We start from the raw sequence: 25,163 nt of genomic DNA on the forward strand, positions 1-25,163 counted from the left end.
TGGCAAAGCGCATCAAATCAGCTTAGTCTCCGCGCGATTTGAGAAAGTGCCCCAACACGCATGACGAGAGCATCCACGAGGCAACACCGCATGATCCTCCCGGCTATCGCGGCCGGCGTCGGTGTGGCGGTGATTGTCGTCTCGACAAATCCGTTCATCGTCCTGGCGCAGGATGCCGCGCCCGAGGCGGCACAATCTGCACCGCAGCCGGCAGCCGAGCCGGCGCCGCCGCCCGATCCGGCCGCAGAACTCGCCGCCAAGCGTGATCAGACGCGTGCCGAACTCGAAACCCTGTCGAAGACGATCAGCCTCTCCACTGACAAGGTGAGCGCGCTTCAGCAGAGCATCGCCGATCTCGAAAAGAGCACCGAAAGCATCCGCCAGGCGCTGATCGACTCCGCCGCCCGCCGCAAGGCGCTCGAAAAACAGATCCTCGAAAGCGAGAAGAAGCTTGCCGATCTCGGCGTCAAGGAGGATGGCATCCGCCGCTCCCTGCACGAGCGCCGCGGCCTGCTGGCCGAGGTGCTGGCAGCGCTCCAGCGCATGGGCCGCAACCCGCCGCCCGCTTTGCTCGTCACCCCCGATGATGCGCTCGCCTCCGTACGCAGCGCCATTCTGCTCGGCGCCGTCGTGCCCGGCATCCGCAAAGAGACAGACAAGCTTGCCGCAGACCTCGCAAGCCTCGCTGCATTGCAGACTGCAAGCGCAGCCGAGAAGGCCTCCCTGACCGGGACGATGACTGATGGCATCGAGGAAGAGCGGCGCATGGACCTGCTGCTTTCCGAAAACGACAAGCTCAGCCGCAGCAACACCGCCGAACTGGGGGCCGAAAGGAAACGTTCCGAGGAATTGGCAGGCAAGGCGACCAGTCTTGAAGGCCTCGTCGCCTCGATGGAATCCGAGATCGCTTCGGTGCGGGATGCTGCCGCTGCCGCCCGCCAGGCGGAGGAGAACCGCAAGCTTATGACGGACGAGCAGCGCGCCCAGGCCAAGGCGCTCGCCGACAGCGGCGTGCCCGATAAAAACCGCATTGCGCCCGCATATCCCTTCGGAGAATTGAAGGCGAAATTGGAGGTGCCCGTTGCGGGCGATATCCTGCGCCAGTTCGGCGATGCCGACGGCACCGGGCACGAGGCCATGGGAATGACGGTCGCCACTAATCCAGAGACAGTGGTGACGGCGCCTGCGGATGGCCTGGTGGTTTTCGCCGGCGCATTTCGCAGTTACGGCCAGATGATCATCCTCGACGCGGGCGATGGATACCACCTGGTTCTCTCGGGAATGGATACGATTAATACCCGTCAGGGAAAATTCGTTTTCTCCGGCGAACCACTTGCCGTGATGGGCGCGAAAAGAGTGGCAAGCGCAACTGCATTGGCGCTGGAAACGAACCGGCCAACGCTTTACATTGAATTTCGAAAGGACGGTAAACCGGTCGATTCCCGGCCGTGGTGGACCGCCAAAGACACTGGAAAGGCACGCAATGATTCGTAGGGCTTCTCTTGTTCTGGTCGGCGCATTGATGGGTGCGACCGCAATGAGCGTCATTTACTCGGCGGGTGTGCCGGCAGAAGCGGCCGGATCCTCGACATACAAGGAACTTTCGGTTTTCGGAGATGTCTTCGAGCGCGTGCGTGCGCAATATGTGACGCCGCCTGCTGAAGACAAGCTGATCGAGAACGCCATCAACGGCATGCTCTCCTCGCTCGATCCGCATTCGAGCTACATGAATGCGAAGGACGCCGAGGACATGCGCACCCAGACCAAGGGTGAGTTCGGCGGCCTCGGCATCGAAGTCACGATGGAAGACGAACTCGTCAAGGTCATTACCCCGATCGACGATACGCCCGCCGCCAAGGCCGGCGTTCTCGCCGGCGACTACATCTCCGAGATCGACGGCCAGTCCGTGCGCGGCCTGAAGCTGGAAGATGCCGTCGAGAAGATGCGTGGCGCCGTCAACACGCCGATCAAGCTGACGCTGATCCGCAAGGGTGCGGACAAGCCGATCGAGCTGACGATCGTCCGTGACGTCGTCGCCGTCCAGGCAGTCAAGTCGCGTGTCGAGGACGATGTCGGTTATCTCCGCATCATCTCCTTCACCGAGAAGACCTATCCTGACATGGAAAAGGCGATCAAGAAGATCAAGGACACCGTTCCGGCCGACAAGCTGAAGGGTTATGTTCTCGACCTGCGCCTCAATCCGGGCGGTCTGCTCGACCAGGCGATCAACGTCTCCGATGCCCTGCTGCAGCGCGGCGAAGTCGTTTCGACCCGCGGCCGCAATCCAGATGAAACCCGCCGCTTCAATGCCGGCCCGGGCGACCTGACGGATGGCAAGCCGGTGATCGTGCTGATCAACGGCGGCTCGGCTTCCGCATCGGAAATCGTTGCCGGCGCTCTTCAGGATCTACGCCGTGCCACCGTTCTCGGCACGCGCTCCTTCGGCAAGGGTTCTGTCCAGACGATCATCCCGCTCGGCGAAAACGGTGCGCTGCGCCTGACCACGGCGCTCTATTACACGCCGTCGGGCCGCTCGATCCAGGGTACCGGCATCACCCCGGACATCAAGGTCGAGGAGCCGCTGCCGCAGGAACTGCAGGGCAAGATGGTGACCGAAGGCGAGTCCAGCCTGCGCGGCCACATCAAGGGCCAGAGCGAAACCGACGAAGGTTCGGGCTCCGTTGCCTACGTCCCGCCGGACCCGAAGGACGACGTTCAGCTGAACTACGCGCTCGACCTTCTGCGCGGCAAGAAGACCGATCCGGCCTTCCCGCCCAACCCAGATAAGGCCGTCGTCGCCAAGTAATCGATCACGTCAAGGCCGGGCACCTCGCCCGGCCTTGACCCTTTCTGCTGTTTCCCGGTTTTGGAGCGGGCGAAAAATTGGGAACGGACCTGCATGCGCCTTTGGGCCGCAACCGCAAAACCGGCAGCCGGCGTCCGGGTATTCTGCGCCTGGGCCGCATCGCCGCCAGTCTTTGCCTTTTCGCGATAGGCGGCTTTTCCCTCTATACGGCATTTCGCGGCGATGAGCTCGAACGCACCAAACCGCCGGCGGCCGAACAGGCCGCAACACCCCCTGCCAATGGCCCTCAACCACCGACGGCCACCGCGGGCCAAGCGGCCGACGGCATGCCACGCGCCGACCCGCGCTCGGGCGCCAATGTCGAGCAGATGCTCACCGGCGACGGCTCGGTCGTCACCAAATACAGCCCCCGCCCGCGCGACGGCGGCGGGCCGGTACTGGTCGACGCCATGCAGATCGGCCAGGATCCGCGCATGGCAGCCCAGCCCAATGATGCGCTGCTCGAAGAGACGCCTTTTGGCAGGCTGCCGATCGTCGGCCCCGATGGCCGTCGACCGATGGATCAATATGCGCGTCCCTCGTCCGGCGCGCGTGGCGTCCGTATCGCCATCGTCGTCAGCGGCCTCGGGCTCAGCCAGACCGGAACGCAGCGCGCCATCGCCGAACTGCCGGAGGAAATTACCTTCGCTTTCGCCGCAAGCGGCAACAGCCTGCAGCGCTGGATGCAGGAAGCTCGCCGCGGCGGTCACGAGATCCTCCTGCAAGTGCCGCTTGAACCTTTTGATTATCCGGCGAACGATCCAGGCCCCGAAACGCTTTTGACCACCAAGTCGGCCGCCCGCAACATCGAGAACCTGCACAAGGCGATGGGCGAGATCACCAACTATACTGGCGTCATGAATTATCTCGGTGGCCGTTTCCTGTCTGATCCCGCCGCCATGGAGCCTGTCATGCGCGACATCGGCAAGCGCGGGTTGCTGTTTCTCGACGATGGTACATCAGCGCAGTCGAAGACGGCGGCGATCGCCAAGGGAACCGAACTGCCCTATGCCTTCGCCGACCTGCAGCTCGACGGCCAGCTTGATATCAATGCCGTCCTGAAGAAGCTCGACGAACTCGAGCGCATTGCCCGCAAGAACGGACAGGCGATCGGCGTCGCCTCGGCTTTTGATGAGAGCGTTGACGCCATCGCCAAATGGAGCGAGGAGGCTGCGATGCGCGGCATCGAGATTGTCGGCGTTGCCGCCCTTTCCAACGACCCCAGGAATCCTTGAGAGGAATTCCTGAGAATAGTTCCTGAACGGAGAAGAAGATGAGCCAGGCGACCGTGAAAGCCGAGGATCTGCCCTACCGCCCCTGCGTCGGCGTGATGATCCTGAACCGCGATGGCCTCGTCTGGGCCGGGCGGCGCATCTCTGACGGCAATTCCGAATATGACGGCTCGCCGCAGCTGTGGCAGATGCCGCAGGGGGGCGTCGACAAGGGCGAGGATCCATTGGACGCCGCCTACCGCGAGCTTTACGAGGAGACCGGCATCAAGACAGTGACCCTGCTTGCCGAAGCGAGAGACTGGATCAACTATGATCTGCCGCCGGCACTGATCGGCATCGGGCTGAGAGGAAAATTCCGCGGCCAGACACAGCGCTGGTTCGCCTTCCGCTTCGACGGCGACGACAGCGAGATCGCCATCAATCCGCCGCCTGGCGGCCACGAGCCGGAATTCGATGCCTGGGAATGGAAGCCGATGCAGCAACTGCCGGAGCTGATCGTCCCCTTCAAGCGCGCCGTCTATGACCAGGTGGTAGCCGAGTTCCAGCACTTGGAAACACTTCAATCGGAAGACTGATCACGGCAGGATGACGGCCTCCGTTTGCCTCGGCGGCGGGAATAGGATCACCGGCCGCCATGGGCGGCCGGTATCTCGTTCGAATCTTATTCGGCTTCGTTGGCGGAATCGGCGTTGAGCTGGCCGTATTTGCTCTCGCCGATTTTCTCGAGCAGGTCGATCTGTGTTTCGAGGAAGTCGATATGACCTTCCTCGTCCGCCAGCAGCTCCTCGAAAAGTTTCATGGAAACGTAGTCGCCGGCGTCATGACAGATATCGCGCGACTTTTTGTAGGCCGTGCGGGCGTCGTACTCGCCGGCAAGATCGGCTTCCAGAACTTCCTTGACGTTCTGGCCGATGCGTAGAGGTGCAAGGGTCTGCAGATTGGGATGACCTTCGAGGAAGATGATGCGTGCAACAAGCCGGTCGGCATGATGCATCTCTTCAATGGATTCGGCGCGCTCCTTCTTGGCGAGCTTGGTGTAGCCCCAGTCCTCAAGAAGACGATAGTGAACCCAATATTGGTTGACCGCACCGAGTTCGAGGAACAACGCCTCGTTAAGCCGCTCGATGACCTTTTTGTCGCCTTTCAATGTCCGCTCTCCTGTTTTCCTCGTGGAATTGTTTCAAGCGGGACATGAAATCAAATATTTCGGTGTCCGTCGAGTGGCGACGGGCGTGATATTCCTCGGTCGTCTGGATAATGATGTCGACGACGTTGGGGAAACAACCGCAGCAGCGGCCGCGTTTTTCCATGGCGTGGTAGACCTTCGCAGGCACGATAAGCTGCCAACAGTCTTCATCGAGAAGGTTGGTGATAACCTCCCGGATTTCCTTATCGGTTATATAATTGCAGCTGCAGACGAGCACGTCTTCATTCCAAACATGACACTGACTATCGTGTTTTCTGCTAAAGAAGATGGTGGCTGTCAAGAAAAAATTCGAGTCCCGCATCATTGAACAATGATGTGTGAATGAGGCCTCATGCATATCGTCCGGGATTATGCAGCGGTTTCAGGGGGATGACGCTATAAGGCCATGAAGGCGCGCTGCATGGTCCTGATCGCTGCGACGCACTTCAATGGAAGTTGCGTCCGCGCGGCATCACCTCAGCGGTTTCCGCCGCGCCGGCATGGCGGCCTGTGGCAACCATCCGTTTTTCCAGCTCCGCCCTCTCCTGCGCATTCGCGAGTTTTTTCTGCCGCTGATCGACACCCGGCCTCAGCACCTCGTCTGCCCGCTCGCAGACGCCGAAACGCCGGGCCTCACGTTGCAGGATACCGAGCGCCGGCGTCATGTCTTCGATATGCTCCACGACGGTATGGATCACTCCGCTCTGGCTTTGCAGCCTGCCGCGGATTTTCACCAGCCGGGCGCCCATCACAACCGAGCGGTATTTGTCGAACATTTTCGACCAGACAATCGCATTGGCCACGCCGGTCTCGTCTTCCAGCGTCATGAAAATCACACCTTTGGCCGAACCCGGTCGCTGGCGCACCAGCACGAGGCCCGCGATCGTCACCCTCTGCCCGTTCGCGACCTTCAACAGATCGACATTGCGCGTCACGCCAGCCTTGCGCAATTCCTCGCGCAGGAAGGAGACAGGGTGCGCCTTCAGCGACAGTGAGAGATAACGATAGTCCTCGATAACCTGCTCTCCCGGCAGCATTTCCGGCAGCTTCGCTGCAGGCTCGATCTGGAGGTCGACATGACGGACCTGCTCGAAAAGCGGCAGCTCCTCGGCCGCGCTCTTCACATCCAGTGCCCGCACCGCCCAGAGCGCGTCGCGTCGTGACAGTTTGAGGGACTGGAACGCATCGGCATCCGCCAGTCGCTCGATGACGGATTTCTGCAGACCGGACCGCAGCCAGAGATCACGCACCGAACTGTAGCCTTCGCCTCGATTGTCGACGAGCCGTTCCATATCGTCTGTCGAGAGACCCTTGATCTGCCGGAAACCCAACCGCACCGCATGCCGGGTCTTGATGATCTCGCGCATCTTGTCATGCCGGAAATCGATGGCATTCCGATCGAAGGCAGCTTCTTCCAGACCGCAATCCCAGTTCGATTCATTGATGTCGACCGGCAGGATCTTTACGCCATGCTCGCGTGCGTCCCGCACCAGCTGCGCCGGCGCATAAAACCCCATCGGCTGGGAATTCAGCATCGCTGCGCAGAAAACGTCGGGATAATAGGCCTTGAGCCATGAGGAGGCATAGACGAGCAGCGCGAAGGAGGCGGCATGGCTTTCCGGGAAACCGTATTCACCGAAACCCTTGATCTGGTTGAAACACTGCTGCGCGAATTCCTGGGCATAACCCTTTGAGACCATTCCCTCGATAAACCGCTTTTCGAAGTTACCGATCGTACCCGTTCTCTTGAATGTCGCCATCGCTCTGCGAAGCTTGTCGGCTTCCGCCGGTTTGAAGCCTGCGGCGGTAATGGCGATCTGCATGGCCTGTTCCTGGAACAAGGGTACGCCGAGGGTTCTTTCCAGAACCGTTTCCAGCTCCTTGCTCGGATATTTAATCGGAATGTTCTTGGCCCGCTGCTCCCGGCGCTTCAGATAGGGATGCACCATATCGCCCTGGATCGGTCCTGGCCGCACGATCGCCACCTCGATGACGAGGTCGTAAAACACCTTCGGCTTAAGACGCGGCAGCATGCTCATCTGCGCCCGGCTTTCGATCTGGAAGACGCCGAGCGTATCGGCCCGGCCCATCATCTCGTAAACCGGCTCGCCTTCGTCCCCATGCTCCTTGTTGCCGAGGTCTGCGAGCGTCTTCTTCACGTCGTAATGCAATTCAAGCAGCGAGAAGGCCTTCCGCAGGCAGGTCAACATGCCGAGCGCCAGCACATCCACCTTGAGGATCTTGACGTTATCGAGGTCGTCCTTGTCCCACTCGATCATGTAGCGATCCGGCATCGCCGTCTTCATGATCGGCACCACCTCGTCGAGCCTATCGCGTGTGATGACGAAGCCGCCGACATGCTGGGTGAGGTGGCGCGGGAACCCGAGAAGTTCGGACGCATACTGAAGAACGTTTCGGGTCACCGGATCCTTGATGTCGAGACCCGCCGCCTTCGCGTCCCGCTCCGAGAGATTATCCTCCGACCAGCCCCAGACGAGGCTGCTGATCGCCGACTGGACATCCTCCGACAGCCCAAAGGCCTTGGAGACCTCGCGGCCGGCCGAGCGCGTACGGTAGGTCGTCACCCCCGCCGTCAACCCAGCATGTTCTATGCCGTATCTTTTATAGATGAACTGGATGACCTCTTCGCGTCGATCATGCTCGAAATCAACGTCGATATCCGGCGGTTCGTCGCGATCCATCGAAATGAAGCGGTCGAAGAGCAGTGTGCTTTTTTGAGGATCGACTTCCGTTATCTCGAGGCAATAGCAGATGACCGAATTTGCCGCCGATCCGCGCCCCTGGCACAAGACCTTAAGTACATAGCGGGCGTGCTGGATAATCCTGTGAACCGTCAGGAAATAAGAGGCATATTTCTTTTTTTTAATGAGATCGAGTTCGTACTCGATCTGTGGCGCCACCTTGGGCGGGATACCTTTGGGATAGCGTCTTGCCGCTCCCGCTCTCGTCAGCCTTTCGAGAGTCTCCTGCGGCGTTTCACCAGGATCGTTTTCGGGCGGATAATTGTGCTCCAGTTCCTTCAGCGAAAAGGTCAGCCTGTCGAAGAATGTCTGCGTATTCTCGATCGCATTAGGATACTCCCGGAAGATCCGGACCATTTCACGTGAATCTTTGAGGTAACGTTCAGCATTCGGCGCCAGAAGGAACCCGGCTTGCGATATCTGCACATGCTCCCGGATCGCGATCACGATATCCGAAAGCGGCCGGCGTTCAGGATGATGGTAAAGCGGCTGGTTGGTTGCAATCAGCGGCACACGGTTTCGAGCGGCAAGCATGGCAAGCACCGCAAAGACCTGCCTGTCGCGGCCATCATAGGCTGGCGCCAGCGCCATATAAAAAGCCTTGCGGAAGCGTCTGCGAAACCGCTCCAGATAATCTTCCAGCGTCAGCTGACCCGCCTGACGATCGACAAGGGTGCGATCGGGAACGAGAGCAAGCATCATCTCGTCCCCCCATTCCATGAGTTCCGCTTCCGTCAGAATGCAGCTTCCCTTGACCGCTTCCTCCTTCAGATTGCCGGCGCTCAGAAGACGGCAAAGGTTCGCCCAGCCCCGCCGGTTACGGGGATAGGCGAGGATATCAGGCGTTCCGTCGGAAAAGACGAGACGGGCGCCCGGCTGAATCCGAATAGGATCGAGGATCTCCTCCTCTTTTCCTTCCTTCTTCGCTTGGGCCAGAATCTCATCCCTGTTCTTATATCTCTCCTCAAGTTGCTCCGCCTGCGCATGCGCCCGCACGACGCCGGCAACCGAATTCCGATCCGCAATGCCGAGACCGCCGAGCCGTAGACGAGCAGCCTGCACGACCATCTCCTCCGGGCCAGAGGCGCCTTCAAGAAACGAGAAATTCGTTCTTGTGCCGATCTCGAAGAATGCGCGCGCGGTTGTCATGCGAACACGCCATGCATGAACCAGCGAGGATCAAGCGCCTGACCATAAAAGCCCCGCCGATAGATCCAGAAGCGATGTCCGGTCTCATCCTCGATGCGGAAATAGTCACGCGCCTCGGCGTCATTTCCATCGATCCACCACTCCATCGCAATCCGTTCCGGCCCTTCACTTCTTGCCACCTGATGCTGCATGCGCCGCCAGCGAAAGATCTGCGGCGGACCATCGGGCACTTCGGCAAGTATGGTCTCGACGGGCTCCGGCGTTGCAAAGAGCCGCAGCGGGCGCTCTTCGCGGAAAGGAAGCTGGATGTCCTGCGCTGCCTTCCGCCTGGGAAGGCTGTCCATCACAGGAACCGTGATGACGGCGCGTTCCGGAACATGGCTCTCGCGGAGCTGGAAGCTTTGCAGGCAATCCGCACCAAGTCGGGCCGAGACCCGGTCAACGAAGGCCGAAAGCGAGATCTCTCCCTGACGGTCGCCCTCGAAATCACCCTGCGCCTCGTTGAAGGGATCGTGCCGCAACACATTCAACCGCAGGATCTCGAAACCATAACCGGCATCGAGATCGTCATAGACCGCCTGCAATCGCTCGGAAAAAAGCCCGGCAATGAACTTTGGTTCGCGAAGCGGCTGCGAAGCACCGACGGAGATGCGAAAGACCCTGCCGTCGACGCGGAACAGGACCAGTTCGAACACCCGCCCACCAGCCCCCCGCGCCTCCAGCGACGGCTGCAGCGATAAGGCGACCTGCCTGGTGACGGCAAGGATCTGCTCTTCCGTCCCGATGGGCTCGATCAGACGGCTTTCGGCCGAGAGGCTGGCAACAGGACGCCGAGGCGAGACCGGCTCCTCTTCACGTCCCAGCGCCTGGTCGAGACGCAGAAGCAGCTCCGGGCCGAACCGGCGGGTCAGCGGCGCGCGCGGTGCATCGATGACGTCGCCGATATATTTCAGACCGAGCTTCTTCAGGGCAGCGACGGTTTGTCCTTCCAGCCGCAGGGCTGCGACCGGCAAGGACATCAGCACATGTTCCGTCTCTTCGTCCTCGATCACGCCGCCCTGCCCGAAGCGGGACGCGGCCCAGGAAAGGCCGGGCGACGATGAGACCGCGCCTCGCGCATCGAACCCCATATGGAAAAGCCGCGACAGAACATCCCGAAGAAGCGCCTTTTCACCGCCGAAGAGATGGGCGCAGCCGCTAATGTCGAGAAACAGGCCGTCCTTACCGTCGAACGCCACCAGCGGCGTATAACGGTCGCACCAGTCGGCAATTGCCTCCAGCAACCGCCGGTCGGCCGCCGGATCTTCTTCCGCGACCTCGAGCATTGGGTACATGGCGCGCGCTTCGGCAACGCCCAGCTCTTTCCTCAACCCCAGCCTCTCGGCCAACTCGTCCAGTGCCGTCAGCCGCATGGCATTATTGAGCTTGCCGGAACAGACGATAGGCGGCGTCTCAAGACGCCCTTTCGAACGCCAGGAGAGCCCCCATCGCTTGCGGGCGATGCGGTCCGTTGGCAGATGCGGGAAGCTGAGCGCCAGAATGCGCTGACTGTTCGCCTGGAGGACGAACGAGGTTTGGTTCGGCGATAGGGAGAAATTCGCGTTCATGGGGGTTCCACTCCAGAAGAAAGGAGAGCGGGGCCGGATTGCGGCTCTTCTCCAGTGTGAGACGGAAAATCGGATTGCCGATGCTGCCGGAAAGTTTCGATCCATCCGGCAACGGCCGCAGACCGGACGGGGCCGGTTCGACATGCAGGCGGAAGGCCGCGCTGCTTGCCTCCTCCGCTCCGGCCTGACGGACAAGAAAGATCGGACGGCGGGCAGCATGCGCCCTGAGACTAAGCCTGCGGCTTTCGGTCAGGCCGAAATGGGCGGGATTGCCTCGCACTTCGAAGATGACGGCCGAGAAGGCAGCGCTTTCCACTGCCACCTCCGCCAGCCAGAGCGCCTCGTCCAGCTTGCGCGGCGCCGCATGGAGAAACCGCTCCGGGCTCAACCCGAAATCCCGAAGCCCGGGGGCATAGGGACGACCGGCCTCCAGCGTCCCGACGGCATCGCCGATCCAGAGCAACGGCATAAGCCTGCCGGCATCCACTTCCTGTTTTTGCAGTCGCGCGGCAACAGCCATCGCCAGCCCGCTTGCAGCACCTGCATCACGAGACAGAGCCGAGCGGAATTCGGTGATCGCATCGAGCGGCAAGCCGCCTTCCAGCGCCCCGTCGAGAAATTCCACCCCAAACGGCAGGGGCGGCAGAATGCGCTCCTGGCGGGTCTTACGTCCTTCTGCCAGGGCTTCCTGCTCCGCTGCGGCAAGCGCCGGCGCGGGCCTTCCCTCCAGTCGGGCAATGGTTTCGCGGAGCGCAAAAAGCCGCTCGCGCGCCAAGGCGTGCTGCGCCATGGCGTTCTCCGATCCGTTTTGTTCCTGTTATGTTCTTATAGATTCCAGAGAGCTAATGAAGAGTCAACGGCCATTTTTTATGAATTTATTCCTGCCTTTGATTCCGCACTCGAAAATCGGCGATAAAGGTTCTATATGGGCCCGCAAAGGAAGGAATATTCATGGCCCGCATAGACCAGAGCGATGATTGGCGGGACCGCCATGCGCCGACGATCAGCACCTTCGAGTCGCTGGCCATGGAGGCCTATAGCCATCTGCCGGATGAATTTCGCCAGCTGACGACCAACCTCACGATCGAGATCGAAGATTTCCCCGATGACGACGTTTTCGAGGACATGGCGCTGGAAACCCCTTTCGATCTGCTCGGCCTTTTCGAGGGCAGGGGCATTTCCGAACGTTTCACGCTGGAAACCGGCGAGATGCCGAACCGCATCCGCCTCTACCGTCGCCCCATCCTCGATTACTGGGCTGAGAACGACGAGACGCTCGGCGATATCATCACCCACGTCCTGATCCACGAGATTGGCCACCATTTCGGGCTGAGCGACGATGACATGGAGCGGATCGAGGCAAGCGCCGAGGAAGCCGCCGAGCGCTAGCGCTAAGGACGCTCTATCACTTTCAATCACGCATAATCCTTTCCGAAAATCGATTACGATTTTCGGGGTTATGCGCTGAGCCTCACTGCTCTGAGAGCTTCATCTCAGGATCATAATCCTTGCCTTCGACATGCTTGACGACGGCCTGGCCGCACTGCATCGCGCCGGTTGCGGCGTTGAAGCCATAGGTCGGCGAGCCCTCCAGCAACCAGCCCTTGTTAAGGGCGGCAGTGACCTTGTGGCAGAAGGAAGCATCGTCGGGACCGGTCAGGAAGCGGTAGAGTTTCATCACATCGTCTTTCGTGCTGCAGCCTGGCGGGCTGCGATCAGGCAGGCTTTATGGACCAGACTTTCCGCCTGGACAAGATGCAGTCGCTCGACCATCCGCCCGCCTGCATTGATGACGTTCAGCCCATCGGAGGCAGGATCGGCAAAGGCTGATATGATCGCCTCCGCTTCCGTAATCGCTGCCTGATCCGGGCCGAAATGGCGGTTGGCGGGCTCGATCTGCGCCGGATGGATCAGCATCTTGCCGGCAAAGCCCATCGCCCGGCCCTGCAGGCATTCGGCATCAAAACCCTGTTCGTCCCTGAAATCGTTGAAGACGCTGTCGATCGCATCGAGCCCGTAGGCGCTGACTGCAAGGACGACCTGCATCAGCCACGGCACGAGATAGCTCCGCCCCGGCTCCGGCAGCACGCCGGTTTCCTTGCGCAGGTCGTTGAGCCCGACAACGAGGCAATCGAGCCGCGAGCCCGGCGTGCGCCCGGCTTCGGCGATAACAGCCGCATTCAGGATGCCACGCGGTGTCTCGATCATCGCCCAGATGCGCAGATCTTCCGGTGCATCCGCCTCGGAGAGAAGATCGCCGACCGCCATGACATCCTGCGGTTCGTCGACCTTCGGCAGCAGCACGGCGTCGGGATTGAGTGCGATTACCAGTTCCATGTCCGCCAGGCCGAAATTGGTCGACAGGTCATTGATGCGGATGATCCGTTCCTTGCCTTCGAGCGGCCGAGCCGAAAAGAAATTCCTCAGATTTTCCCGCGCTTCCGCCTTCCTTTCCGGCGCCACGGAATCCTCGAGATCGAAGATCACCGCATCGCAATCAACCGCATGGGTTTTTTCGAGGGCGCGGGGATTGATGGCAGGCACGCTCAGCACCGAACGGCGCAGGCGGACGGAGCGGGTCGCGGGGTTTCGGCTCATGGCGAATTAGTGCCAAGCTTTGACAGTCGAAGCAAGCATCCCACCCCAGAACATCCAGCAGAACAACAAAAAGCCACGCTTGCCTTGCAGAGAGGAAAGAGAAGGACCACATTCCTTTCCGAAGAAAGGTCTCTAACCATGCAGAACATTCGCTCCATCTTCCTCATGCTTGCCGGCGCCACCATTTTCGTGGCCATGCTGCTTCTCACCTTTTCGGTGACGCTCGCCGTCGGCGGCATCCTGACCGTGCTCATGGTCGGACGCGCGCTTTCGATGAAGATGAAGCCCGCTCCGGTCCGCGCCAAGGCGAACAATGGTAAGCCGGAGATGCGCGTGTGGAACGACGGCCGCGGTACGATCATCGATCTCTGATCACCGGATTTTCCAAAAATTTTGACCGACACTGTCGGCGTGAGATTCCATCATGCGTCCTTGAAACAGCCAGGCATTCTGCCGGCTCGTGAAAAACGTATGGAGGACGAGCATGGATACGACGACAGAGAGCAACCCGACCAAGATGCCACCGGTCAAGAATGGCCTGCTGCCCTATCTGACGGTCGACGGCGCGGTGAAAGCTGCGGAATTCTACAAGAAGGCTTTCGGCGCCGAAGAGGCATATCTCGTGCCGGTCGACGAGAGCGGCCGAACGATGCATGTGCATCTCTACATCAACGGCAGCTCCCTGATGCTGTCGGATGCCTATCCCGAATACGGTCATCCCTTCAAAGGCCATGAAGGCTTCGCGATCCAGCTGGTTATCGACGATATCGATTTCTGGTGGGATCGTGCCCTGACTGCCGGCGCCGAAGTCGTCATGCCGGTCGAACTGATGTTCTGGGGCGATCGCTACGGCCAACTTCGTGATCCGTTCGGCGTCCTCTGGGGCCTGAACGCACCGTCCAAATAGGGGACATGCTCAATCGGCGGATCGCGCGAAACGTCGCGTGACCGCCGTCTGTGAAAGATTCTCCTTCATTTCGGCGAAAAACTGGACTAGATGCAAATTCGGAAAGTAGATTTGCTGAAATGGAGCATGGATCATGGATAAATTCGTGAAGCTCACGGGCGTTGCAGCGCCGCTGCCGGTCGTCAACGTCGACACCGACATGATCATTCCGAAGGATTATCTGAAGACGATCAAGCGCACCGGCCTCGGCACCGGCCTCTTCGCGGAAGCCCGCTACAATGAGGACGGCTCAGAAAACCCCGATTTCGTGCTGAACAAGCCAGCCTATCGCGACGCCAAGATCCTCGTTGCCGGCGACAATTTCGGCTGCGGCTCCTCGCGCGAGCACGCCCCCTGGGCGCTTCTCGATTTCGGCATCCGCTGCGTGATCTCGACCAGCTTCGCCGATATTTTCTACAACAACTGCTTCAAGAACGGCATCCTGCCGATCAAGGTCAGCCAGGAAGATCTCGACAAGCTGATGGACGACGCCTCGCGCGGCTCCAACGCCATCCTGACCGTCGATCTTGAGAACCTCGAGATCACCGGCCCCGATGGTGGCTTGATCAAGTTCGATCTCGACGAATTCAAGCGCCACTGCCTGCTGAACGGTCTCGACGATATCGGCCTGACGCTGGAAAAGGGCAAGGCGATCGACAGCTTCGAAAAGAAGAACGCCGCTTCGCACCCCTGGGCAGCCTGAGCCCTCTCCAATCGGTTACCGATCAAGCCGGGTTTTTGCCCGGCTTTTTCTTTTGCGGCACATCAGAGAAATTTCTCTTTCCAGGCCTCAAGCTTTTCGAGCGATACGCCGATGCCGCCGCAGACTTCGATAAGCGGATTGTCGAAGCGCTGAAGCAGTCCGGCATGCACATCGCCAACGGCAAGGGCCGCGCCACAAGCCGGCTCGACCAGAATGCGCTGCGCATCGGCAAATTTCAGGCAGGCGGCAACGGCATCGGCATCGCTGACGACAACACTTTCGATCGGATGCTGTTTCGGCAGGTCGAAGACATGCTGCGCCACCTGCCGCGCCCCGAGCGAATTGGCAATCGAGGTAATGGCGGGAAGGGTGATGCGCTCATTCGCCTTGAGGCTGGCATTCAGCGAGGCCGCCCCTTCCGTTTCAACGGCAATAACAGGCACATCGGAAAGCCCGTTGCGCTTCAACCCCTCGACAATGCCGGCAAGCAGCCCGCCGCCGCCGACGCTAGTGACAACGCAATCGAATTTTGCCCCCTTCGCCACCACCTCGTCGATCAGCGTGGCATGGCCATCCCACAGAAGCGGATGGTCGAAAGGGTGCACATAAGTCGCCTTGCGGCTCCGGGCGAGTTCGACTGCATGGGCATTGGCCTCATCGAAAACCGAACCATGAACGAGGACATTCGCGCCCGTTGCGGCAATCGTCTGCCGGACATCGGCCGCCGTCGTCTCCGGCACGACGATCGTGACCGGCACCCCGAGCGCCCGGCCGGCATAAGCCGCCGCAATGCCGGCATTGCCGCCGGAAGCACAGAAGATCGCGCGCGCCCCATTTTCCACCTCGTGCTGGCAAAGCCGGCCGACGCCGCGCAGCTTGAAGCTGCCGGAAGGCTGCAGCGCATCGAGCTTCAGCCAGAGCGGTTTGCCGCTGGCGCTGTAGCCAGGTGCCGTCTGGGCCAAGGGCGTATCGAGATGGAGAGGCGCAAAGGGCATGGGGACCATCCAGGGAAATAAAGGTCGGGGCTGCCGTTCTAATCCGTTTGCGGGCGCAGGAGCAATCATCGCGGCTCAGAGCGAAGCGTACCGATTCACCCCTTCTGTCGCTTGAAATGCCCATTTCCGGGGTCTAAGAAGCCGCAACTAGTTTTTCCCAGGAGGGCTTCATGACAGCACGCAATCTTTTCCTGCTGCCGGGTGACGGCATCGGTCCCGAGGCCATGGGTGAGGTCCGCAAGATCATCGCCTATATGAACGAGGCGATGAATGCCGGTTTCGTCACCGACGAAGGCCTTGTCGGTGGTTGCGCCTATGATGCGCATGGTGCGGCGATCTCGGAAGCCGACATGCAGAAGGCGCTTGCCGCCGATGCCGTTCTCTTCGGCGCCGTCGGCGGTCCGAAATGGGATAGCGTGCCTTACGAAGTACGCCCGGAAGCCGGTCTGCTGCGCCTGCGCAAGGATCTGCAGCTCTTTGCTAACCTGCGCCCCGCCATCTGCTATCCGGCCCTTGCTGCGGCCTCGTCGCTGAAGCCGGAGCTGGTTGAAGGCCTCGATATCCTCATCATCCGCGAGCTGACGGGCGGCGTCTATTTCGGCGAACCGAAGGAGATCATCGACCTCGGCAATGGCCAGAAACGCGGCATCGACACGCAGGTCTACGATACTTACGAGATCGAGCGCATCGCCGGCGTCGCCTTCGAAATGGCCCGCACGCGGCAGAACCGCGTCTGCTCCATGGAAAAGCGCAACGTCATGAAGTCGGGCGTGCTTTGGAACCAGGTGGTAACCGAGACGCACAAGGCGAAATATTCCGACGTCCAGCTCGAACACATGCTGGCCGATGCCGGCGGCATGCAGCTGGTGCGCCAGCCCAAGCAGTTCGACGTCATCGTCACCGACAATCTCTTCGGCGATATGCTCTCCGACGTCGCCGCCATGCTGACCGGCTCACTCGGCATGCTGCCGTCGGCCTCGCTCGGCGCGCCTGATGGCAAGACCGGCAAGCGCAAGGCGCTCTACGAACCGGTGCACGGCTCGGCCCCCGATATCGCCGGCAAGGGCATCGCCAATCCGATCGCCATGATCGCCTCCTTTGCCATGTGCCTGCGTTACTCCTTCAATTTGGTGAAGGAAGCCGACGATCTGGAAAAGGCGATCGCCAACGTGCTCGACAAGGGCATCCGCACCGGTGATATCATGGCCGATGGCGCAAGGCAGGTCGGCACCGTCGAGATGGGCGATGCGATCCTCGCCGAGTTCAAGACGCTTTCCGTCTGATATTTCACGTGAAACAGTTCCGGCCCTTCGCATCATGCATGCGGAGGGCTTTTTTCTCCGGAGCGCGAGCCGCATCGGCTTGGTCGAATTATCCCAAACGGACTATTCTCGGCCACAATCTCGTGTATTTTTGCGCCGGATTTTAACCAGCGTATAACCCCGAAATCGGAATCGATGTTCGGAAAGCATTGTGCGCCAATTCAAAGTGATAGAGCGTCCTTAGCGCATCCTATTGGATACGGCGGCGCTCTAGAACAGGATGATTTTAGGCCGGGTCGGCCTAAAATCTGAATCCTGTTCTAAATTATATAGTTAGAGCATGACGCCGTCCGAAAACCGCTCACACTTTTCGGCATCATGCTCTAGCAAAATTCGAACGGACGACGGAATGCGGGCATTTTGGGCTTCCTTGAACAGGCGCTGGCGCCGGAGCAGCGCCAGCATGCCGCCTTTGCGTTGGCAGGCCTGCCTATTCATCACGCTCAATGCCGTGATCCTCTCCATGCTGCTCTTCGACGCGCCGATCGGCGCCAGCGAAGCTCCCGCGCCGGTAAAGCACCTCGGCGAGATGCTGACCGGTTTCGGCGATTCCGCCTGGCTGATCTACACCAGCATCCTGCTGTTCTTTCAGGGCCGGGCAGGCTACAAGCTTGTGAAGACGGCGCGTTCCAAGGCGCAAGCGCTTTATGTCAGCTGGATCGGCGCTTATCTCTTCATCACGGTTGTCTTCTCCGGGCTTCTCGCCAATCTGCTGAAGCGGGCGATCGGCAGGGCGCGTCCCGACCATTTTCATGACTACGGCATGTTTTCCTTCACGCCCTTTTCAGGCCATGCCGCTTTCGAAAGTTTTCCGTCCGGCCATTCCACCACGGTCGGCGCTTTCTTCGCCGCCTTCGCCCTGCTGTTTCCACGCTACCGCGTTGCCTTCATCGCCTGCGCCATCTGGCTCGGCATGACGCGTGTCATGGTCGGCGCCCATTATCCGAGCGACGTGATCGCCGGCCTTGCCTTCGGCGGCTGGTTCTCACTGCTGACGGCGATCGTCTTTGCCCGCTGCGGCTTGCTCTTCAAGCTGGCGCCGGATGGCTGGCCACTCTCGAAGCGCCTGTTTCGCACTGCATAATTCCTTAAATCGGAATCGATTTAAGGATAAAATTATGCAGAAATTCAAAATGTTACAGCGTCCTTTGCGCGTCCGAAAAGACGCGCGGCGCTTTAATATGGAAAAGCCCGGCGCCTTGTGAGCGCCGGGCCTTTTTCTCAAGCGCGGATTGTCCTCAATCCGCCGCTCAATCCATGGCGTGGATATCCCTGTTCTTCGTTTCCGGCAGGAAGATCAGGCCGATCACCAGCGTGATCGACGCAAAGACGATCGGGTACCAGAGACCGTAATAGATATCACCCGCGGCAGCGCTCATCGCGAAGGCTGTCGCCGGCAGCAGGCCGCCGAACCAACCGTTGCCGATGTGATAGGGCAGCGACATGCCGGTATAGCGGATGCGGGTCGGGAAAAGCTCGACCAGCAATGCCGCAATCGGGCCGTAGACCATCGTCACATAGAGGACGAGGACGAACAGCACGGCGATCGTGCCGATCCAGTTGACCCGGGCCGGATCGGCAACCATGGCGAAAGTGCCGCCATTGGCGATGTTGTAGACCACCATGTCGGTGACGCCATTGGCCTCATCCGCCGTCAGCAGCTTGGTCTCGACCAGCTTGGCCGCTGGTACGGTTTCCTTCTCGCCGGCGCGCACGGCATCGGCATTGAGCGACAGTTCCGGATTGGCTGCGATGAAAGCATCGAGCTTGGCATCCGGCACCTTGACGGCGCCACGGTTCAGCGGGTAGCCGGCATCATGGAGCGCGATGTTGACGCCCTTTTCGAAGGCGGCGGTCATGCCCTTGGCCTTGTCGCCGGCAGCGACGACGTCGAAGCTTGGGATCGTCGCATTGCCGACCTTCACCGTTGCCGGCTGTCCGGCGGTACCGGGCACGACGTCGTAAGGCACCGAGTTCCTGGTCAGGAACGCCGTTGCCACGTCGCAAGAGCTGGTGAACTTGGCCGTGCCGGTCGGGTTGAACTGGAACCTGCAATCCGCCGGATCAGCCGTCACCGTTGCCCGGATCGAAGCCTGCGCTTCGGCCAGCGCCGGGTTTGCCGTCCAGGTCATCGCCTTGAACAGCGGATTATAGGTCACCGCCGCAATGAGAAGGCCTGCCATGATGATCGGCTTGCGGCCGATCTTGTCGGAGAGACCGCCGAAGATGACGAAGAACGGCGTGCCGAGGAGAAGTGCGATGGCGACCATGACATTGGCCGAGAACAAGTCCACCTTCAGCACGTTCTGCAGGAAGAACAGCGCATAGAACTGGCCGCCGTACCAGACGACCGCCTGGCCCATGGTAGCGCCGAGAAGCGCAATGATCGCGATCTTGGCATTTTTCCATGTCCCGAAGGCCTCAGTCAGCGGCGCCTTGGAGCCTTTGCCTTCCGCCTTCATGCGCTGGAACGCCGGCGATTCGTTCATCTTCAGGCGGATCCAAACGGAAATGCCGAGCAAGACGACCGAGACCAGGAACGGAATGCGCCAGCCCCAGGCGGCGAACTGAGCCGCACCCATCAGATATTGAACCAGGACGATGACGATCAGCGACAGGAACAGGCCGAGTGTCGCCGTCGTCTGGATCCACGAGGTGAAGTAGCCGCGGCGCCCGTTCGGCGCATGTTCGGCGACATAGGTTGCCGCACCGCCATATTCACCGCCCAGCGCCAGACCCTGGAGCAGGCGCAGCCCGATCAGGATGATCGGGGCTGCGATGCCGATGGTGGCGGCACCCGGCAGGACGCCGACGAGGAAGGTCGATAGACCCATGATCATGATCGTCATCAGGAAGGTGTATTTACGGCCGACGAGATCGCCGAGACGACCGAACACCAGCGCACCGAAGGGGCGCACCAGGAAGCCGGCCGCAAAGGCGAGCAACGTGAAGATGTTGCGCGTTGCCTCGGGATATTGGGTGAAATAGGTCGCGCCGATATAGGTGGCAAGCGAACCATAGAGATAGAAATCGTACCATTCGAAAACGGTGCCGAGCGAAGAGGCGAAGATGACCTTCTTCTCCTCGCCGGTCATCGGACCGGCCTTAGCGCCGTCGATGCTTGCGACATTTGCCATTGTTTGTCCTCCACAGAGTGATGATCACGCGCGCGACCTACTCTCCTCAAAGCATACCCCTGGCCGCGACACGCCTGACGAGAGTGTGCCAGAAACGACAGATCAAAAAGAGAGATGCTTTGGGATTATGACTTTAGTCTAAGAGTGGCGCGGTTCTCACGCACATCAGGCCGTCCGCCCGTGCCGATTGAGCTGCCGGAGGTTTGGAGCAGGTTTCACTGCGGTTGCGACGTGGACCCATTATGCTCTCAGCGCCTGCGCCGGCGATTGCCGATAGGCGAGCACTGCCGGCAGCGCGGCGAGAATTGTGGCAAAGGCAAGCAGCACTGCCGCAAGCCCGGCGTCTTCACGCGTGAAGACGACCGGCATGGCGACCCCGCTCGTTTGCGAGAACATGCCGGACAAGGTGAGGGCCGCGGCATAACCGAGCGCGAATCCGAGTGCGACGCCAACCGCTACCAGGAAGAAGAATTCCAGCCAGACGATGCCGAAAATCGCGCCACGTGGGGCGCCGAAGGCCCTGAGTGCGCCGATCTGGCGGCGGCGCTGGCCGATATGGATGACCGTGACCAGCACCAGCGAGGCTGCGACGAGAAGCTGGGCGCCGGAGGCGACCGCGACGAGGATCTGCTTGGCATCGCCGAGCGTGGCGTAGAGATTGGTCAGCACCTCGCCGGGAAAGACAGCGACGGTATTGCCGCTGCGATATTCCTGCCGCAGCTTGTAGGCATCGGCGATCGTCTTCGGCTTAACGAGAATGGCGGGAAGGCCGGGAGCGCCCGCAGTCCAGGTCTCATCAAGCGCGGCATCCGGATCGGCTTTCCCGTGATGCCCATGCCCATCGTGATCAGCGCCGGCTTTCTCATGCTCGTGGCCATGTTCAACGCTATCCGTTCCGGACGCCTCTTCATTCTCGTGCTCACCGTCCTCCGCATGTTCCTCCGCTTCCATGCCATGGATGTGCCAGACGGCCTGGATGGGAACGAGAATGGCCCGGTCCCAGGCGGTGCCGGTCGGCCGCAAGCGGCCGGCGATATGATAGACGAGCTCGGTATGAGTCTCGCCGCCCTCTTCCAGCGACCCGTGCATCGGCTTGATCTCGCCGCCGAGCGACAGCTTGACAGCGGCGCCGATCACCGCCTCGCCCTCGCGCGCGAAAATCTTGCCTTCGGATAAACCGCCGGACAGGTTCTGCGTCAGCATGGTCGTTGTGCCGATGATCGGATAGCCGGAGAAGGAATCGCCGAAGCCGATCGGGGCTGCCCAATCGACCCGCGGATCTGCGGCAAGCTTGCCCAGCACTTCGCCCGGCATCAGCGGCAAGGGCGAGGGCTGCAGGAAGACGGAGGACAGCACGAGCTGCGTCTCGCTGCCGCCGGCGCCGATGACAAGATCGAACTTGTCAGCGGCGCGCGCGCTGCCGAGACGAAGCGCCCGCTCCTGTAGGACCACGCAAACGCCGAGCGCGGTCGCAAGCGCCACCAGCAGCACGACCACCAGCGACCCCGCCCAGAGGCGACGAAGATCGGAAAGGATGAAGCGGATCATGCAGCCTCTCCCGCCGTTGCCGCGGAATCGTCGCTGATCCGGCCGGAGCCGAAGGTGATGCGCCGGTCGAGGCGGCCCGCCAAGCGCTGGTCGTGTGAAACGACAATCAGCGTGCTGCCTTCGGCAATGGCAAGATCGAGGAGGAGATCGCCGACCGCCTCGCCGCTTTCGGCATCAAGGCTTGCGGTCGGCTCGTCGGCGATGATGACGCCGGGCTTGCGCAGCAGCGCCCGGCCGATCGCCACGCGCTGCATCTCGCCGCGCGACATGGTTTCGATTTTCTGGCCGGCGCGGGAAAGACCGACGGTGCCCAAAAGCGCATGACCCCGCTCGATGACATCAGCTGTGGCAGCGCCGGCAAGCCGCGCCGGCAGGAGTACGTTCTCCAGCGCCGACAGACCGGGGAAGAGATGGAACTCCTGCATGACCAGGCCGATATTGGCGGCACGGAACCGATCACGCCGGCTTTCTGAAAAACTCGCGATATCCTCACCGTTCCAGCGGATGCGGCCTTGCCGCGTCCGCTCCAGCCCGGCAACGATATTGACGAAGGTGCTCTTGCCGGAGCCGGACGCCCCTGTAATGGCGACCCTGCTGCCTGCATCGATAGACAGCCGGGCGATCGCCAGTGCCGGCGAGGACAGCCCCGGGAAGGCAACGGTCAGGTTTTCGATATCGAGAGAGAGCATATCGGTTCAGACGGCGGAGTATTCGCCCTGGCGGATCCGCAGCAGGCTGACGAAGCCAGTGTCCGGATCCGTCCACGAACCGTATTCCAACGTGCCGCGCACTTCGATCGTCTGGCGCGGCTGCACGAAGGTCTGCTTCTCGCCGAGATAGACGACGACGATATTGTCCGGCCAGTCCGTATCCGAGGAGCAGAAGGGGCAGAGCGACATCGGCACCTCGGTGAGCACGAAGAACTGGGCCTCAGCCTTCAATGGCGGCGCCATGAAACCTTTCATGCTGACGCCTTTGCCGGCAAGGCGCTTCACCTTGTCGGAGAATTCGAGGCCGAGCACGCCGAACTTGCCGTAAAGCTCATCGAAGCTGATCAAGGAATCCGCAGCAAAACTCGGGCGAGCAATAGCGGCGAAGGCCAGCGTACCGATGGCGCCGATCAGGCCGCGGCGGCTGAGATGCAGCGAAGGTAGCTTTTCCATGGCGATCTCCAAGAATGAAATCCCGGCCGCTGAACGGCCGGGACCATGATCGGTGAAAGAGGCAAGGCCGGCAAGCGGCCTAGCCGGATGGGCCAGAGCATGATGCCGAAAAGCGTCGCGGTTTTCGGACGACATCATGCTCTATTCTTTGATTTAGATGCGGATTCAGATTTTAGGCCGATCCATCCGCATCTAGAGATCAGTTCGTCTGCTTGGCGCCGAGAGCGAAGGTGTCGGCGAGCACGCGATAGACGTCGCTCTGCTCCATGTAACCATGGAAGCCTTCAGCGCCAGGACCTGCCGACTGCAGGACGACGTCGTCGACGGCGTGGACGCCACTATCGCCGCTCTTCGGAATATTGCCCTGAACGAAGACCGCGCCGGGAACATCCTTATACTGCTCGTTGGCGACATATTCCTTCTTTTCGTTCTGGACGGCCGGAACGAACGGACCATCGAGCTTCGGACGGAAGGTCTCGTAGTGATCGGGGCCGTTATTGGCGCTCAGGAACAGCCGGCGGCTGACGTCGATCTTATCAGGATAGCCGTCGCCGTTTTCGTCCTTGTAGTTCGGGAAGCCGGCCTCGGCATAGGTCCCGACCTTTTCGCGCATTTCCGTGCCGGGCTTTTCGTCATCGACAGTGCCAATGATGGATACACCATGCGTATGGTCGCCGGTGACGACGATCAGCGTGTCCGGATGGGCTTTCTGGAATTCGCGAGCAACGCCGATGGCCTGGTCGAATTCGATGGTTTCGATGACCGCACGATCCCAATCGAGCGGATGGGACATCTTGTCGATCGAGGAACCTTCGACCATCAGGAAGAAGCCATCAGGATTCTTGGAAAGGCGGTCGAGCGCAACCTTGGTCATGGCAACGAGACCCGGCTGGTTCGGGAATTTGTCGACGGTGCCCTTCTTCAGGAACTCGCGATCAAGCGTGACGTCCATATTGCCGGTGTGGAAGAGACCGAGGAGATTGCCTTCAGCCGATGCATTGGCTGCGAGCTCGTTCTTGTCGGTCGCAAGTTTGTAGCCGGCATCCTGGAACTGCTTGATGTAGTCCTGGTTGTCCTTACGCTTGGAGCCGGCGACTTCCTTGCCGAGGAAATAGGCCGAGCCACCGCCAAGGAGGACTTCCGGCTTGACGTCGAGCAGCATGCCGACGACGTCGGCCTTGTCGTTGCGGTTGCGGGTGTGAGAAACAACCGCCGCCGGCGTAGCGTCTTCAACCTCGGCTGTTGCAACGATGCCGACCGACTTCTTGGTCAGGCGGCGAACGGCTTCTGCGAAGGTTTCAACACGCGGATCATCGAGGGAGGCCGGGGTACGGTCCGCGTAAACGCCGATCGCGTTGACGGCCGTCTTGTGACCCGTCATGTAGGCCGACATGGTGTTGGCCGAGTCCGTATCGACGGCATTGGTCGCCGACGTGCCGATAAAAGCCATACGCTCGAGGTCGTCCATATTCAGGCGGCCATTCGCCTTCCCTTCAGTCATGCCCTTGGACATGATGCGGGCAGCGGTGCGATGCGCAACGGAAAGCCCGTCACCCAGCAGGAAAATGATGTTCTTGGCCTTTGGCTGTGCTGCTGTTTCGTAAACGTTCCAAGTGACGGACTTCGTTTCGTCTCCGGCCGCAACTTCGATCTTATAGTCGCCCGGAGCGGAAATCTTCAAGCCGCGTAGCAGGATAGCGGAGCCGAGAGCCTTGTCGTCCTTGCCTTTTTCCAGTTCGACGAACTGCGCCTCGCCCCCGAGGACGGTCTTGTAGTCCTGGCCATTGACGGTGATCTTCACGTCTTCAGGCTTGACCTGCTTGTTGAGCTCGACCTTGAAATCAAACGGTGAACCGGCAAGAATCGTCGCGCGATCAAGCGGATAGACCGTCGTCGCCTGAGCGGCGCCCGCAAGGATGGTGGTGGCCGCAAAGGCGGCAAGAAGCGTACGCATGGAAAACCCCCGTTTT

The 25,163-nt window shown here is 60.6% G+C and carries 24 protein-coding genes; 10 read left to right on the plus strand and 14 right to left on the minus strand.

The genetic code is table 11. The annotated features are described in order from the left end of the window. Positions 1–90 precede the first annotated feature (90 nt). From ELH03_RS21325 to ELH03_RS21340, 4 genes are all read left to right on the plus strand, one after another. Positions 91–1,494: a murein hydrolase activator EnvC family protein gene (locus ELH03_RS21325; protein ID WP_128400634.1), complete on the plus strand. Its 1,404-nt coding sequence runs from the start codon at positions 91–93 to the stop codon at positions 1,492–1,494. Continuing rightward, entirely contained in the window at positions 1,484–2,806 is a 1,323-nt protein-coding gene (locus tag ELH03_RS21330) for a S41 family peptidase (RefSeq protein ID WP_017995549.1), read from the plus strand. The genes ELH03_RS21325 and ELH03_RS21330 overlap by 11 nt, the downstream gene beginning before the upstream one ends. 77 nt (positions 2,807–2,883) lie before the next feature. Further along, positions 2,884–4,080 (plus strand): divergent polysaccharide deacetylase family protein, encoded by a 1,197-nt coding sequence (locus tag ELH03_RS21335; protein ID WP_130766611.1) that lies wholly within the window; start codon positions 2,884–2,886, stop codon positions 4,078–4,080. A gap of 38 nt (positions 4,081–4,118) precedes the next feature. After that, positions 4,119–4,652 carry an RNA pyrophosphohydrolase gene (locus ELH03_RS21340; RefSeq protein WP_128400632.1) on the plus strand — a complete coding sequence of 178 codons (534 nt, stop codon included), beginning with the start codon at positions 4,119–4,121 and terminating at the stop codon, positions 4,650–4,652. An 86-nt stretch (positions 4,653–4,738) separates the two neighbouring features. Here the strand turns inward: ELH03_RS21340 and bfr are convergent, their stop codons facing one another. The 5 genes from bfr to ELH03_RS38005 form a co-directional block, all read right to left on the minus strand. Next, positions 4,739–5,224, minus strand: a complete 486-nt coding sequence (gene bfr / locus ELH03_RS21345) for a bacterioferritin (protein WP_017966050.1) — start codon at positions 5,222–5,224, stop codon at positions 4,739–4,741. Continuing rightward, the gene (locus ELH03_RS38000) at positions 5,190–5,588 is read right to left on the minus strand and encodes a (2Fe-2S)-binding protein (protein WP_128400631.1); all 399 of its coding nucleotides are present in this window, start codon (positions 5,586–5,588) and stop codon (positions 5,190–5,192) included. Before ELH03_RS38000 ends, bfr begins: the two co-directional genes overlap by 35 nt. 121 nt (positions 5,589–5,709) lie before the next feature. Then, positions 5,710–9,174: an error-prone DNA polymerase gene (locus ELH03_RS21355; protein ID WP_128400630.1), complete on the minus strand. Its 3,465-nt coding sequence runs from the start codon at positions 9,172–9,174 to the stop codon at positions 5,710–5,712. After that, complete coding sequence (locus ELH03_RS21360; protein ID WP_233942493.1) at positions 9,171–10,586, minus strand: Y-family DNA polymerase; 1,416 nt, start codon at positions 10,584–10,586, stop codon at positions 9,171–9,173. The genes ELH03_RS21355 and ELH03_RS21360 overlap by 4 nt, the downstream gene beginning before the upstream one ends. Before the next feature lie 40 nt (positions 10,587–10,626). Beyond that, a complete protein-coding gene (locus ELH03_RS38005) occupies positions 10,627–11,571 on the minus strand; it encodes an ImuA family protein (RefSeq protein WP_233941720.1) in 945 nt (314 codons plus the stop codon). Positions 11,572–11,732: 161 nt separating this feature from the next. Here ELH03_RS38005 and ELH03_RS21365 point away from each other — a divergent pair, with 161 nt between their 5' ends. Beyond that, on the plus strand, positions 11,733–12,170 hold the full coding sequence (locus ELH03_RS21365) for a metallopeptidase family protein (RefSeq protein WP_003589582.1): 438 nt from the start codon (positions 11,733–11,735) through the stop codon (positions 12,168–12,170). Positions 12,171–12,252: 82 nt separating this feature from the next. On the opposite strand, the gene ELH03_RS21370 is transcribed toward ELH03_RS21365, so the two are convergent. Both ELH03_RS21370 and ELH03_RS21375 read right to left on the minus strand, forming a co-directional pair. Beyond that, positions 12,253–12,459, minus strand: a complete 207-nt coding sequence (locus ELH03_RS21370) for a DUF1737 domain-containing protein (protein WP_130766726.1) — start codon at positions 12,457–12,459, stop codon at positions 12,253–12,255. Further along, positions 12,459–13,379 (minus strand): HpcH/HpaI aldolase/citrate lyase family protein, encoded by a 921-nt coding sequence (locus tag ELH03_RS21375; RefSeq protein ID WP_130766613.1) that lies wholly within the window; start codon positions 13,377–13,379, stop codon positions 12,459–12,461. Before ELH03_RS21375 ends, ELH03_RS21370 begins: the two co-directional genes overlap by 1 nt. Before the next feature lie 138 nt (positions 13,380–13,517). Here ELH03_RS21375 and ELH03_RS21380 point away from each other — a divergent pair, with 138 nt between their 5' ends. The 3 genes from ELH03_RS21380 to leuD all read left to right on the plus strand — a co-directional run bounded on the left by ELH03_RS21380 (position 13,518) and on the right by leuD (position 15,028). After that, on the plus strand, positions 13,518–13,751 hold the full coding sequence (locus tag ELH03_RS21380) for a hypothetical protein (RefSeq protein WP_128405004.1): 234 nt from the start codon (positions 13,518–13,520) through the stop codon (positions 13,749–13,751). A gap of 112 nt (positions 13,752–13,863) precedes the next feature. Then, positions 13,864–14,286, plus strand: coding sequence for a VOC family protein (locus ELH03_RS21385; RefSeq protein WP_128405003.1), 423 nt, complete (start codon positions 13,864–13,866; stop codon positions 14,284–14,286). Positions 14,287–14,419: 133 nt separating this feature from the next. After that, positions 14,420–15,028 carry a 3-isopropylmalate dehydratase small subunit gene (leuD, locus tag ELH03_RS21390; protein ID WP_003543984.1) on the plus strand — a complete coding sequence of 203 codons (609 nt, stop codon included), beginning with the start codon at positions 14,420–14,422 and terminating at the stop codon, positions 15,026–15,028. 62 nt (positions 15,029–15,090) lie between these two features. On the opposite strand, the gene ELH03_RS21395 is transcribed toward leuD, so the two are convergent. Next, on the minus strand, positions 15,091–16,023 hold the full coding sequence (locus tag ELH03_RS21395; RefSeq protein WP_128405002.1) for a pyridoxal-phosphate dependent enzyme: 933 nt from the start codon (positions 16,021–16,023) through the stop codon (positions 15,091–15,093). A 170-nt stretch (positions 16,024–16,193) separates the two neighbouring features. On the opposite strand from ELH03_RS21395, the gene leuB reads away from it, so the two are divergent. Next, entirely contained in the window at positions 16,194–17,306 is a 1,113-nt protein-coding gene (gene leuB / locus ELH03_RS21400; protein ID WP_128405001.1) for a 3-isopropylmalate dehydrogenase, read from the plus strand. A 312-nt stretch (positions 17,307–17,618) separates the two neighbouring features. Here leuB and ELH03_RS38520 read toward each other — a convergent pair whose 3' ends face one another. Next, the gene (locus tag ELH03_RS38520; RefSeq protein WP_261319430.1) at positions 17,619–17,750 is read right to left on the minus strand and encodes a hypothetical protein; all 132 of its coding nucleotides are present in this window, start codon (positions 17,748–17,750) and stop codon (positions 17,619–17,621) included. Here ELH03_RS38520 and lpxE point away from each other — a divergent pair. Further along, a complete protein-coding gene (gene lpxE, locus ELH03_RS21410) occupies positions 17,695–18,429 on the plus strand; it encodes a lipid A 1-phosphatase LpxE (RefSeq protein WP_128405000.1) in 735 nt (244 codons plus the stop codon). The genes ELH03_RS38520 and lpxE overlap by 56 nt on opposite strands. Positions 18,430–18,595: 166 nt before the next feature. On the opposite strand, the gene ELH03_RS21415 is transcribed toward lpxE, so the two are convergent. The 5 genes from ELH03_RS21415 to ELH03_RS21435 form a co-directional block, all read right to left on the minus strand. Beyond that, on the minus strand, positions 18,596–20,482 hold the full coding sequence (locus ELH03_RS21415; RefSeq protein ID WP_128410384.1) for an MFS transporter: 1,887 nt from the start codon (positions 20,480–20,482) through the stop codon (positions 18,596–18,598). 240 nt (positions 20,483–20,722) lie between these two features. Beyond that, positions 20,723–22,030, minus strand: a complete 1,308-nt coding sequence (locus ELH03_RS21420; protein ID WP_128404998.1) for an ABC transporter permease — start codon at positions 22,028–22,030, stop codon at positions 20,723–20,725. Next, the gene (locus ELH03_RS21425; protein WP_128404997.1) at positions 22,027–22,719 is read right to left on the minus strand and encodes an ABC transporter ATP-binding protein; all 693 of its coding nucleotides are present in this window, start codon (positions 22,717–22,719) and stop codon (positions 22,027–22,029) included. Before ELH03_RS21425 ends, ELH03_RS21420 begins: the two co-directional genes overlap by 4 nt. Positions 22,720–22,725: 6 nt before the next feature. Next, complete coding sequence (locus ELH03_RS21430; protein WP_130766614.1) at positions 22,726–23,193, minus strand: hypothetical protein; 468 nt, start codon at positions 23,191–23,193, stop codon at positions 22,726–22,728. A 199-nt stretch (positions 23,194–23,392) separates the two neighbouring features. Further along, positions 23,393–25,147, minus strand: a complete 1,755-nt coding sequence (locus ELH03_RS21435) for an alkaline phosphatase (RefSeq protein WP_128410382.1) — start codon at positions 25,145–25,147, stop codon at positions 23,393–23,395. Between the last annotated feature and the right edge of the window lie 16 nt (positions 25,148–25,163).

Source organism: Rhizobium beringeri (genome assembly GCF_004306515.1).
In the GTDB taxonomy this organism is placed as follows: Bacteria; Pseudomonadota; Alphaproteobacteria; order Rhizobiales; family Rhizobiaceae; genus Rhizobium; species Rhizobium beringeri.

Coding starts and splice junctions, on each gene's coding strand:
- ELH03_RS21375 (WP_130766613.1), bottom strand. CDS start 13,379: ATGAGCCGAAACCCCGCGACCCGCTCCGTCCGCCTGCGCCGTTCGGTG.
- ELH03_RS21355 (WP_128400630.1), bottom strand. CDS start 9,174: ATGACAACCGCGCGCGCATTCTTCGAGATCGGCACAAGAACGAATTTC.
- ELH03_RS38520 (WP_261319430.1), bottom strand. CDS start 17,750: ATGCTGGCGCTGCTCCGGCGCCAGCGCCTGTTCAAGGAAGCCCAAAAT.
- ELH03_RS21360 (WP_233942493.1), bottom strand. CDS start 10,586: ATGCGGCTGACGGCACTGGACGAGTTGGCCGAGAGGCTGGGGTTGAGG.
- ELH03_RS38000 (WP_128400631.1), bottom strand. CDS start 5,588: ATGATGCGGGACTCGAATTTTTTCTTGACAGCCACCATCTTCTTTAGC.
- ELH03_RS21420 (WP_128404998.1), bottom strand. CDS start 22,030: ATGATCCGCTTCATCCTTTCCGATCTTCGTCGCCTCTGGGCGGGGTCG.
- ELH03_RS21380 (WP_128405004.1), top strand. CDS start 13,518: ATGCAGAACATTCGCTCCATCTTCCTCATGCTTGCCGGCGCCACCATT.
- leuB (WP_128405001.1), top strand. CDS start 16,194: ATGACAGCACGCAATCTTTTCCTGCTGCCGGGTGACGGCATCGGTCCC.
- ELH03_RS21370 (WP_130766726.1), bottom strand. CDS start 12,459: ATGAAACTCTACCGCTTCCTGACCGGTCCCGACGATGCTTCCTTCTGC.
- ELH03_RS21395 (WP_128405002.1), bottom strand. CDS start 16,023: ATGCCCTTTGCGCCTCTCCATCTCGATACGCCCTTGGCCCAGACGGCA.
- ELH03_RS21430 (WP_130766614.1), bottom strand. CDS start 23,193: ATGGAAAAGCTACCTTCGCTGCATCTCAGCCGCCGCGGCCTGATCGGC.
- ELH03_RS38005 (WP_233941720.1), bottom strand. CDS start 11,571: ATGGCGCAGCACGCCTTGGCGCGCGAGCGGCTTTTTGCGCTCCGCGAA.
- ELH03_RS21385 (WP_128405003.1), top strand. CDS start 13,864: ATGGATACGACGACAGAGAGCAACCCGACCAAGATGCCACCGGTCAAG.
- ELH03_RS21435 (WP_128410382.1), bottom strand. CDS start 25,147: ATGCGTACGCTTCTTGCCGCCTTTGCGGCCACCACCATCCTTGCGGGC.
- lpxE (WP_128405000.1), top strand. CDS start 17,695: ATGCGGGCATTTTGGGCTTCCTTGAACAGGCGCTGGCGCCGGAGCAGC.
- ELH03_RS21415 (WP_128410384.1), bottom strand. CDS start 20,482: ATGGCAAATGTCGCAAGCATCGACGGCGCTAAGGCCGGTCCGATGACC.
- ELH03_RS21365 (WP_003589582.1), top strand. CDS start 11,733: ATGGCCCGCATAGACCAGAGCGATGATTGGCGGGACCGCCATGCGCCG.
- leuD (WP_003543984.1), top strand. CDS start 14,420: ATGGATAAATTCGTGAAGCTCACGGGCGTTGCAGCGCCGCTGCCGGTC.
- ELH03_RS21425 (WP_128404997.1), bottom strand. CDS start 22,719: ATGCTCTCTCTCGATATCGAAAACCTGACCGTTGCCTTCCCGGGGCTG.
- ELH03_RS21330 (WP_017995549.1), top strand. CDS start 1,484: ATGATTCGTAGGGCTTCTCTTGTTCTGGTCGGCGCATTGATGGGTGCG.
- ELH03_RS21340 (WP_128400632.1), top strand. CDS start 4,119: ATGAGCCAGGCGACCGTGAAAGCCGAGGATCTGCCCTACCGCCCCTGC.
- ELH03_RS21325 (WP_128400634.1), top strand. CDS start 91: ATGATCCTCCCGGCTATCGCGGCCGGCGTCGGTGTGGCGGTGATTGTC.